At 69.0% G+C, this 9,483-nt stretch carries 9 protein-coding genes; 1 reads left to right on the top strand and 8 read right to left on the bottom strand.

Translation table 11 applies throughout. The features are described from left to right. Positions 1–230: 230 nt before the first annotated feature. From K9U41_RS19775 to K9U41_RS19765, 3 genes are all read right to left on the bottom strand, one after another. Entirely contained in the window at positions 231–635 is a 405-nt protein-coding gene (locus K9U41_RS19775) for a hypothetical protein (RefSeq protein WP_282642569.1), read from the bottom strand. A gap of 240 nt (positions 636–875) precedes the next feature. Next, positions 876–2,174, bottom strand: a complete 1,299-nt coding sequence (locus K9U41_RS19770; RefSeq protein ID WP_282642568.1) for a DNA polymerase IV — start codon at positions 2,172–2,174, stop codon at positions 876–878. A gap of 107 nt (positions 2,175–2,281) precedes the next feature. Beyond that, on the bottom strand, positions 2,282–2,608 hold the full coding sequence (locus K9U41_RS19765) for a DUF3572 domain-containing protein (RefSeq protein WP_282642567.1): 327 nt from the start codon (positions 2,606–2,608) through the stop codon (positions 2,282–2,284). 102 nt (positions 2,609–2,710) lie between these two features. Between K9U41_RS19765 and K9U41_RS19760 the strand changes: the two genes are divergently transcribed. Continuing rightward, the gene (locus K9U41_RS19760) at positions 2,711–3,079 is read left to right on the top strand and encodes a response regulator (RefSeq protein WP_041575964.1); all 369 of its coding nucleotides are present in this window, start codon (positions 2,711–2,713) and stop codon (positions 3,077–3,079) included. 1,015 nt (positions 3,080–4,094) lie between these two features. Here K9U41_RS19760 and rpmG read toward each other — a convergent pair. The 5 genes from rpmG to rnr form a co-directional block, all read right to left on the bottom strand. Then, positions 4,095–4,262 carry a 50S ribosomal protein L33 gene (rpmG, locus tag K9U41_RS19755; RefSeq protein ID WP_282642566.1) on the bottom strand — a complete coding sequence of 56 codons (168 nt, stop codon included), beginning with the start codon at positions 4,260–4,262 and terminating at the stop codon, positions 4,095–4,097. 179 nt (positions 4,263–4,441) lie between these two features. Then, on the bottom strand, positions 4,442–5,608 hold the full coding sequence (locus tag K9U41_RS19750) for an MFS transporter (protein WP_282642565.1): 1,167 nt from the start codon (positions 5,606–5,608) through the stop codon (positions 4,442–4,444). Between the two features lie 10 nt (positions 5,609–5,618). Then, complete coding sequence (locus K9U41_RS19745; protein ID WP_282642564.1) at positions 5,619–6,353, bottom strand: NUDIX hydrolase; 735 nt, start codon at positions 6,351–6,353, stop codon at positions 5,619–5,621. A 66-nt stretch (positions 6,354–6,419) separates the two neighbouring features. Next, positions 6,420–6,941, bottom strand: coding sequence for a DUF983 domain-containing protein (locus K9U41_RS19740; RefSeq protein WP_282642563.1), 522 nt, complete (start codon positions 6,939–6,941; stop codon positions 6,420–6,422). Positions 6,942–7,000: 59 nt separating this feature from the next. After that, positions 7,001–9,379, bottom strand: a complete 2,379-nt coding sequence (rnr, locus tag K9U41_RS19735; protein ID WP_282642570.1) for a ribonuclease R — start codon at positions 9,377–9,379, stop codon at positions 7,001–7,003. Positions 9,380–9,483: the final 104 nt, after the last annotated feature.

Raw genomic sequence — 9,483 nt, 5'->3', positions numbered from 1 at the left:
GAGAATGTCTGCTCCCTCCCTGCCCTCCCCCGCAAGCGGGAGAGGGTTCAGAGCGTGCCCAGTCGAAGCGGCTCTTTTCAAACTGAGACACCACGGCACAAACAGTTCGGCCCCGGGCACGGGGGACGTGTCCGGGGCCTCCGTTCGACATGCCACGAGAGAGGGGGATGGGGAGGGGGAGCCAGGAAGAAAAAACGGGCCGCCACCGGGAGGCCGGCGGCCCGGAGAGATCAGTTGAACCGTGCGGCCTTCGCCGCCTTTGCCTCCTGCACGCGGGGCAGGGCCGCCTCGGCCGCCACCAGCGATTTCAGCTGCGGGCCGGCGAGGGCGAAGGACACTTCGAAGCCATCGGGCGTCGACAGGGTGAGGATGAGGGTCTGCGGCTCGGACGCCTGCTCGATGCGCACCATGTGGGCGGGATAGACGAGGCGCAGGCTGTCGTCCCTGTGCCGGGCGCGCAGCACCTCGGTCATCATCTTGGGCAGGGTCATCACCATGGCCTTGAGGCAGTCGGACGGCAGGTTGAGCGCCGTGGCCGTCCCGTCCGGCCGGCTGAAGCTCATGCGGATGCGGCTGCCGTCCACCGCCACGTCGAAGGCGAGAAGGTCCTCGCCCATGATGTCGTCCCGCTCCATGAAGGGGCCTCCCGCCGCGGTGTCTGCGTGTTAGCTATATTCATTCAGATATAGCGTAAGTCAAGCGGGCGCTGCTTGGGGGCGGTCACTTCGTTGGGTTCGAAAAAGTCGTTCTCCCTCTCCCATTTGCGGGAGAGGGCCGGGGTGAGGGGTCTGCTGCGATCATGGGCAGACAGGCGTTTTTCGGCGTCGCCGTCCCCTCACCCCCCTCTCCCACAGCGGGAGAGGGGGGGCGCCGCGCTACTTCTTCTTGCGCCGGTCCGTGGTGGCGTCCAGCAGGATGCCGCGGGTGAGGGCGCCGCGGCCGAATCGCGCGCGCAGCTGGTCCATGGCGCTTTCGGTCGCCTTCAGGCGCGAGGTCGAGGTGTCCACGAGATCGGCCGGGTCGGCGTCGGCGATGGGGCAGAGGTCCGAGACCCCCACGCCGATGAGGCGGAACAAGGTGCCGTCAACCTCCTTCGCCAGCAGGTCCCGCGCCGCCCCGTTGATGCGCGCGGCAAGGCAGGTGGGCGCTTCCAGGGTGCGCGAGCGGGTGCGCAGGCGGAAGTCGGCGCTCTTGAGCTTCAATGTCACCGCGCGGCCGGCGATGCCGGCGTGCTTCAGGCGCTCGCTCACCTCTTCGCAGAGGGCATAGAGGGTCTGCTCCAGCGGGCGCAGGGCGCCCGTGTCGCGCTCGAAGGTGGTTTCCGCCGAGACGCTTTTGGCCTCCCGCTCCGGCTCCACCGCGCGGGTATCGATGCCGAAGGCGAGGCGCGACAGGCGCAGCCCTTCCGCCCCGTAGCGCCGGGCGAGATCGGCGGGCGCGGCGCGCTGTAGGTCGGCGATGGTGTGGAAGCCGTCCTTCGCCAGCTTGCCGCCGAACGCCGCCCCCACGCCCCAGATGAAGGTGACCGGGCGCGGCGCCAGGAAGGCCGCCGCCTCGGCCTGCCCGAGCACGGAGAAGCCGCGCGGCTTGTCGAGGTCGGAGGCGATCTTGGCGAGGAACTTGTTCGCCGCGAGCCCCACCGAGACGGTGATTCCCACCTCCTTCTCCACCGCCTGCGCGAATCGCGCCAGGGTGCGGGCGGGGCTGGCGCCGTGCAGCGCCTGCGTTCCGGAGAGGTCGAGGAAGGCCTCGTCGATGGAGAGCGGCTCCACCAGCGGGGTGAGCTGCTGCATCATGGCTCGCACCTGCCGGCCCACGGTGCGGTATTTTTCCATGTTCGGCTTCACCACCACCGCCTCGGGGCACAGCGCCAGCGCCTTGAACATGGGCATGGCCGAGCGCACGCCCTTGATGCGGGCAATGTAGCAGGCGGTGGAAACCACCCCGCGCTTGCCGCCGCCGATGATGAGCGGCACGTCGGCAAGGCTGGGGTCGTCGCGCTTTTCCACGGCGGCGAAGAAGGCGTCGCAATCCACATGGGCGACGCTGAGGGTGTCCAGCTCCCGATGGCGCACCAGGCGCGGGCTGCCGCAGGCCGAGCAGCGAGTGCCTGCAAGGCCACCTGTCTGGGGCGCGTCGGAAAGGCAATCACGGCAGAAGCCGGGGGCGTTCATACGGCTGTCCCGGACGCGCGATTCGTGCGGTCGCCCTCGTCCTTGCTGATGTAAAGCGACCGGAGGTCGCCCTCGCTTTTGCTGATGTAGAGCGACCGGAGGTCGCCCTACATGGGCCGGCGCACCGTGGCATCGGGGTCCGCCTGGGGCGCGAGGATTTCCAGCGCGCCCACCACGTGCCGGGGATCGAGCCCCTTCTCGGCGGCGAAGGCCACCAGCATGGCCTCGTCCGAAATGAGGAAGGCCAGCACGCCGGCGCCGAAGCTGCGGCGGGCGGCGGCCTCGCGCAACGTCGCCGGGGAGAGGCCGGTTTCGGTGAGGAATCGCACCAGCCGCTCGCCATCGGCGGCGATGAAGGCGAGGGCGGAGGTCGCCACCTCCTGCGCCGCTTCGCGCTGCGCCTTGAGGCCTCTTGTTTTGTCTTGAATGGGCATTTGCGCTTCCGCAAGGAATGGGGTCTAGGTGTCGTCCCATTCCAGCACGTTCCGCGCGGGCTGCGAAGGGTGGACGGCGCAGGGCGGGTCCGGGGGATGGGGATGGCCAAGACGGTGATGATCGTGGAGGACAACGAGCTGAACATGAAGCTCTTCCACGATCTGCTCGAAGCCCACGGCTATCGCACGGTGGAGACGCGCTCGGGGGTCGAGGCCGTGGAGCTGGCCCGCGCCCACCGGCCCGACCTCATCATCATGGACATCCAGCTGCCGGAGATTTCCGGCCTCGATGTGACCCGCAAGCTGAAGGCCGATCCGGAGCTGAAGGCCATTCCCGTGGTGGCTGTGACCGCCTTCGCCATGAAGGGCGACGAGGAGCGGATCCGCGCCGGGGGCTGCGAAGCCTACCTTTCCAAGCCCATCTCGGTGGCGAAGTTCCTCCAGACGGTGCGCCAGTTCGCCGGCGGGTAGGGGCCCCTGGCGGGGCTGCAGCGCCGGGTTCCGCGCGGCCGGGAAGGAGCCGGGAAGCGGCCTGGAAGATGAGCCGGCGGCCCACCGATTCGGCGGCTTTCCCTTTTGTCGTGATGTGCTAGTCTTCAAATCTCGGCAGATACAAAGCGGGAAAGGCACGGTCGTGAACGGCCGCCTGGATGCTGCGCTTGCGCGGCGCCGGTGTCTCCCGCCATCAGGACAACCCTGCGGAGTGCTCAGGTCCGCCGCATCTCCTGGGTCCGTGGGGTTTGGCCGGTGGGTGAGCGTTGCGGGAGGCCTCCCCGCTTCCTCCCCACCGGCCAGCCTACCTTCCAGAGCCGGCTCCGATCGGCCTGAATCAACCTGATCTGCGCGCGCTCCAGAGGATCAGGTCGATACCCCGACGCTCCGATATCGCGTCAATTTTATATATAAAATCAATATCTTGTGGTTGAACCACACGGTCGATTCAGGACTTCCCCAACATCGTTGACGAGGCACAGGCCACGCGCGCCAGCAACGCGCTTGACCGCCTGCCTGACCATGGGTGTGCCCTGCTCCACTGCGGCGGAGACCCGGCGCGTCGGCCCAGGTGCCATGCCACCGCCGGAGGCTGGAGTGTGGAGCCTGTTTTTGGGGCTCGGTTGCATTTTTAAATGGTATTAAATCACCGCATGATGGTACGATAGGGTTGTGGGCGGTAGGTAACAACCTTGGATTGCTTCGATGGCTCCGTTTGTGATTTTTTTCGTTGCCTACGTCATGTTGCCCGCCCTTGTTATCGCGATAGGTATTCGGGCAAGGCCACGCATGAGGTTGAGACGTACCGACTTCCACCGGAGGACGCGCGCTGGCGGTGCGCTTCACCCCGTCGGGCGTGCGGCGCCAAAAGAAAAGGGCGCCATGCGGCGCCCAGGTCAGGTCTGAAGTGGTTTTCAGGTCTAGATGGCTCTGAGGCCTGAAGACCAGCAGATCTCGCGGCGCAGGCGAGCGGATCGCCCGGCGCCGCAGTGGATCACTTGATCTTGGTCTCGCGGAATTCCACGTGCTTGCGCACCACCGGGTCGTACTTCTTGAGCACGATCTTGTCGGTCTTGGTGCGGGAGTTCTTCTTGGTCACATAGAACACGCCCGTGTCCGCGGTGGACAGGAGCTTGATCTTGATGGTTGCAGCCTTGGCCATGTCTTGATCCCTGGGTGCCGCGTGCGGCGCGCGACCGTCTGGTTTGCGAAAACCGTGAGGTTGCGAAAAGAAAAACGGACGCGCTGCCGGTGCCGGCGGCTCGTGGGGGCGGAAACTCTCCCACGGCGCCCGAAATGTCAAGGCCGGGGCGGGTCCCGGTCCCCAAGCCGACTCCCCCGTCAGCGCGTGCGCAGGGCGAGCCGGCTCGCCACCACGGCCGCGTACATGGCGAGCATGCCGCAGATGACGAAGGCGAAGCCGTAGGGGTTGTAGAGCCGCATGCCCAGCCCCGCCACCGGCGGGCCGACGATGAGGCCCACCGAATACAGCATGACGAAGGCCGCATTGGCCGCCGCAAGGTCCGCGCCGTGAAACCGCGCACCCAGATGGGCGAGGCCCACGGTGTAGAGCGAGCCCACGATCCCCGTGGACAGGAAGATCATGGCCAGGAACAGCGGGCTGGAGACCGCCACGAACGGCAGGGTCAGCGCGCCCGCCGCGCCCACCAGCGAGCAGATGAGGAGCAGGATGCGCCGGTCCACCTTGTCGCTGACGAGGCCGATGGGGATCTGGAAGGCCACATTGCCCAGCACCGCCGCCGTCAGCAGCAGCGAGGCGCTGGTCTCGGACAGGCCAAGGCGCAGGCCGTAGAGCGGCAGGAAGGTCATCACCGCCGTCTCGATGGCGCCGAACACCAAAGCGGCCAGCACCGCGGATGGCGAGCGGAGCACGAAGGTGAGCACGCCGTGATGGTCGTCGCTGTGGATGCGCGGGGTGATTCCCCGCGCCAGCAGGATGGGAATGGCGCCGAGGCACAGCACCGCCGCCCCCGCGAGATAGGGCGCCCAGCCCGAGGCACCGAGCATGCTCAGGATGGCCGGGCCCAGCGCCGCCCCCAGCGACAGGGCGGTGGCGTAGACGCCCATGATCAGCCCGCGCCGGTGGGGCGGCGCCAGGGCGTTGATCCAGAACTCGCTCACCGCGAACAGGATGCAGAGCGCGGCGCCGAAGGTGAAGCGCAGCGGAAACCACATGAGGAAGGAGGGCGCGGCCTTGAAGCCCACGAGGCTCGCGGCGGCCAGCGCGATGGCGCCCACCAGCAGCGCCCGCAGCCCCACCTTGCGCACCAGCATGGGCACGAACGGCGCGGTGAGGATGGTCGCCACCCCGGCCACCGCCGTGTTCACGCCGATCCAGGTGCTGGAGATGCCGCGCACCTCCAGTTCCAGCGCCAGCAGCGGAATAGAGAGGCTGATGCCGACGCCGACGACGGTGATGGCGGAAATGGCGGCAGCGATGGAGGCCGTGCGGCTCATGTGGCCCAGCGGCCGGTCGGGTGCGTGCATAAGCGGGGTATCAATCAAGCAGGGTGCGGACGAATTGCCCGTGTTGCATGGCGTAGAAGGGCACCGGCAGGCGCGGGCTCGATCCGGCCTCGATGCGCTGGGCCAGCTCTTCCAGCACCACGCGGGTGACGGTGGGCAACTCCTGCGCGGCGGTTTCCGCGAAGGTGAGCCAGGCCAGTTCCACCAGCTCGGACTCCTCGCCCACGAGGCCCGTCACCTCGTCGCACACGGCGCGGGCGTCGGCGGCGAAGAAGCGGGTGTCGAAGCGCTTGGGCCGGCGCGGCGGGGTGATGGCGCGGGCCACATAGGTGAGGGCGCCGAGATCGGGAAACACCCCGCGCTCCTCGAACGCGCGCCAGTCGGTGGAGGGCGCCTGCGGGGTACCGAGGTCTTTGGTGCCCACCAGGAGGCCGGTCTCCTCGTACATCTCGCGGATGGCGGCGGCGGCGAGGCCCCGGGCGCGGGAGAGGGTGGGGCGCTGCACTTTCGTCATCAGCCGCCGCTCGCTGTCGGCGTCGAGCACGCCGTAGACCGGCATGGTCCGGTCGGCCTTCTCCAGCCGCCCGCCGGGAAAGACGAAGACGCCGGGCAGGAACTTCAGCTTGGGATGGCGCCGGCCCATGAGCACGCGGGGCTTTCTGCCCTTGTGGTCGATGAGGATGAGGGTGGCGGCGTCGCTCGGGCGGACGTTGGGCCAGTCCTGGCGGCGCTCGGCCTGGGTCAGCCGCGTGGCGAAGTCGGTCATTGCGCGTCAGTGCTCATGAGGCGTGCGTTTTGGGCGATGTTCTGGAGTGCCAATGCTGCCGGGGCCTCAGCGGATGGGCCGGACAGCGCGCACCACGGGCACCACCCCGTCGGGCGGTCCTTCCCGCTCGGCGCTCTGGGGGTCGAAGCCGTGCATGCGCAGCGCCCATTGCAGGTTCACCAGCATGCCCTTGAGCGGCGGCAGCAGGCTCAGGCACAGCGCCAGCGTCAGCGGCAGCCACAGGACGAGGTGTACCCACACCTCGGGACGGTACATCTCCTCCACCAGCACCATCAGCGGCACCACGATGTGGCCCACCAGCAGGATGGTGGCATAGGGCGGGGCATCGTCCGCGCGGTGGTGATACAGCTCCTCGTCGCAGTCCGGGCAATAGGGCGAGACCTTGAGATAGCTTGAAAACAGGCGCCCGGCGCCGCAGGCGGGGCACAGGCCGCGCGCGCCGCGCAGCAGCGCCTCGGGAACGGCGCGGGGGGACGCCGGAGGTTCAAGCGGCGCACGGCCGCGCGCATCGCCCGGCTCGGAGCCGGCGAGCGTGTGCGTCACCGTCATGGTCGCAGGCGTGGTCACCGTTGAACCCCTTCAGACCCCCGTCAGGTCGCGATTTAAGGGCGCGACCGACCCTTTCCCTACGGACCGTTTCCTTCCGGCCCGTTTCCTTCCGGCCCCTTGCCTCGCGGGCCTTTTCCGGGCGGGCTTCGGCCCGGATGGCCACTGCCGGCATGCCGTCCGGCCGGACCCTGCCGGGCACCACCCTTTGGGGCGCCGCCCGGAGAGCCACCCTTGCGTCCGCCCCCGCGCCGGAGCGGGCCAGGACGCCCGCGCGGTCCCTTTACATAGGAGCCTTCGGTCAGAAGCTCAAACCGCAGCGCGCCGGCCACCGGCGCCGCCTCCACCAGCTTCACCTCCACCCGGTCACCGATGCGGTGCATTTCCCCGGTCCGCTCGCCCACCAGGGCCTGCCGGGTTTCGTCGTAGCGGTAATAGTCCTGGCCGAGGGTCGAGGCGGGAATGAAGCCGTCCGCTCCGGTGATATCGAGCGCGACGAAGAGTCCCGCCTTGGTGGCCCCGGTGATGCGGGCGTTGAAGGTGGCGCCGATCTGGTCGGCGAGATGATGGGCGATGAGCCGGTCCACCGTCTCCCGCTCGGCCGCCATGGCGCGGCGCTCGGTGACGGAGATGGCGGCGGCCACCTCGCCCAGCGTGGCGGTGGTGGCGTCCTGCGGCAGGCCGTCCGAGCCGAAATCCATGGCGCGGACCAGTCCGCGATGCACCACGAGATCCGCATAGCGGCGGATCGGCGAGGTGAAATGGGCGTAGCGGCGCAGGTTCAGGCCGAAATGGCCGTAATTCTCGGAGGCATATTCCGCCTGGCTCTGGCTGCGCAGGATCACCTGGTTGACCAGGGGCGCGGCGTCCGTGTCCTTCACCTGCGCCAGGATGCGGTTGAAGTGGGAGGGCCGCACCTGGTCGATCTTGGCCAAGGCGATGTCCAGCGTCTTCAGGAATTCCCGCAGGTTGGAGAGCTTCTCCAGCGAGGGGCCGTCATGGACGCGGTAGACGAGGGGGGTCTTCTTCTCCTCCAGCGTCTCGGCGGCGGCCACGTTGGCGAGGATCATGAACTCCTCGATGAGCCGGTGGGCGTCCAGCCGCTCGGGCACCACCACGCGGTCCACCGTGCCGTCTTCCTTCAGCACGATCTTGCGCTCGGGCAGGTCGAGATCGAGGGGCTGGCGGGCGTCGCGGGCTTTCTTCACGCAGGCATAGGCGGCGTAGAGCGGCTTCAGCACGCCGTTCAGCAGCGGGTCGGTGATGTCGTCGGTGCGCCCCTCGATGGCGTTCTGGGCCTGGGCATAGGCGAGCTTGCCAGCCGAGCGCATGAGGATGCGGTGGAAGCTGTGGTGGCGCTTCCTCCCATCCGCGCCGATGACCATGCGCACCGCCAGCGCCGGGCGGTCCTCCCTGGGGCGCAGGGAGCACAGGTCGTTGGAGATGCGCTCCGGCAGCATGGGCACCACGCGGTCCGGGAAATAGACCGAATTGCCGCGGATCAGCGCCTCGCGGTCCAGCGGCGAGCCGGGGCGCACATAGGCCGACACGTCGGCGATGGCCACGGTGACGATGAAGCCGCCTTCGTTGGCCGCGTCGTCGTCGGGCATGGCGTGGACGGCGTCGTCATGGTCCTTGGCGTCGGGCGGGTCGATGGTGACGAGCGGCACGTCTCGCCAGTCCTCGCGGCCGCGCGGGGTGACGGGCTTCGCCGCCTCGGCCTCCTTCAGCACCGCCTCGGGGAAGACGTGGGGGATGGCGTGGGCGTGCAGCGCGATCAGGCTCACCGCCTTCTCGGAGCTCAGCGAACCCAGCTTCTCCTTCACCCGCGCGGTGGGCAGGCCGAACACCCGCTGACGCATCAATTCGACGGTGACGAGGTCGCCGTCCCTGGCCTCGTGCTCGGCGCCGGGGGGCACCTGAAGCTCGCGGCCCAGCTGCTTCTTGTCGATGGGGATGATGCGCCCGCCGCCTTCCCCGCCCGGCGCGGCGCGGAAGATGCCGATGGTCTGCCTGCGCGCCTTCTCCAGCACCTTGATGACGCGGCCCACATGGGCCACGCCATGCTCGATGGAGCCTTCCACGATGCGCAGCAGCACCCGGTCGGCGAGGCCGGGGGCCGGGCCCACGGCGCGGCGCGGCGTGCTGCGGGGCACTTGCACCAGGATGGGCGGGGCATCGCCCTGGGTCTCGCTGTCCCATTCCACCGGCACGGCGATCAGCTCGCCGTCGGCGTCGCGGGAGACGATGTCGGCCAGCACCACGCCGGGCAGGGCGCCGGGCACGTGCAGGCGGCGCCGGCTGCGCTCCACGGTGCCGGTCTCGGACAGGTCGCGCAGCAGGCTCTTCAGCTCGATCTTCTGCGCCGCGTTGAGGCCGAAGGCGCGGGCGATCTCGCGCTTGCCCACCTCGCCGCTCTGGGTGGCGATGAAGGCCAGCACCTGCTCTTTCGTGGGCATCTCGCCGGTGGCGTGGCGGGCGACCACGAGGGCCTCCACCCGCGCATGCTCGGCGGCGGCCTGCTTGCGCGAGGCGCGGGATTTGCCGGCGCGCGCCTCGCGCA

It is taken from the genome of Xanthobacter autotrophicus (assembly GCF_029991245.1).
GTDB lineage: Bacteria > Pseudomonadota > Alphaproteobacteria > Rhizobiales > Xanthobacteraceae > Xanthobacter > Xanthobacter autotrophicus_C.
This window is presented reverse-complemented; position numbering and strand designations above follow the sequence as displayed.

What these genes read in the sequence shown, in the direction of transcription:
- K9U41_RS19750 (WP_282642565.1), bottom strand. Translation starts at nt 5,608, where the DNA reads ATGCACGCACCCGACCGGCCGCTGGGCCACATGAGCCGCACGGCCTCC.
- K9U41_RS19745 (WP_282642564.1), bottom strand. Translation starts at nt 6,353, where the DNA reads ATGACCGACTTCGCCACGCGGCTGACCCAGGCCGAGCGCCGCCAGGAC.
- rpmG (WP_282642566.1), bottom strand. Translation starts at nt 4,262, where the DNA reads ATGGCCAAGGCTGCAACCATCAAGATCAAGCTCCTGTCCACCGCGGAC.
- K9U41_RS19770 (WP_282642568.1), bottom strand. Translation starts at nt 2,174, where the DNA reads ATGAACGCCCCCGGCTTCTGCCGTGATTGCCTTTCCGACGCGCCCCAG.
- K9U41_RS19760 (WP_041575964.1), top strand. Translation starts at nt 2,711, where the DNA reads ATGGCCAAGACGGTGATGATCGTGGAGGACAACGAGCTGAACATGAAG.
- K9U41_RS19775 (WP_282642569.1), bottom strand. Translation starts at nt 635, where the DNA reads ATGGAGCGGGACGACATCATGGGCGAGGACCTTCTCGCCTTCGACGTG.
- K9U41_RS19765 (WP_282642567.1), bottom strand. Translation starts at nt 2,608, where the DNA reads ATGCCCATTCAAGACAAAACAAGAGGCCTCAAGGCGCAGCGCGAAGCG.
- rnr (WP_282642570.1), bottom strand. Translation starts at nt 9,379, where the DNA reads ATGCCCACGAAAGAGCAGGTGCTGGCCTTCATCGCCACCCAGAGCGGC.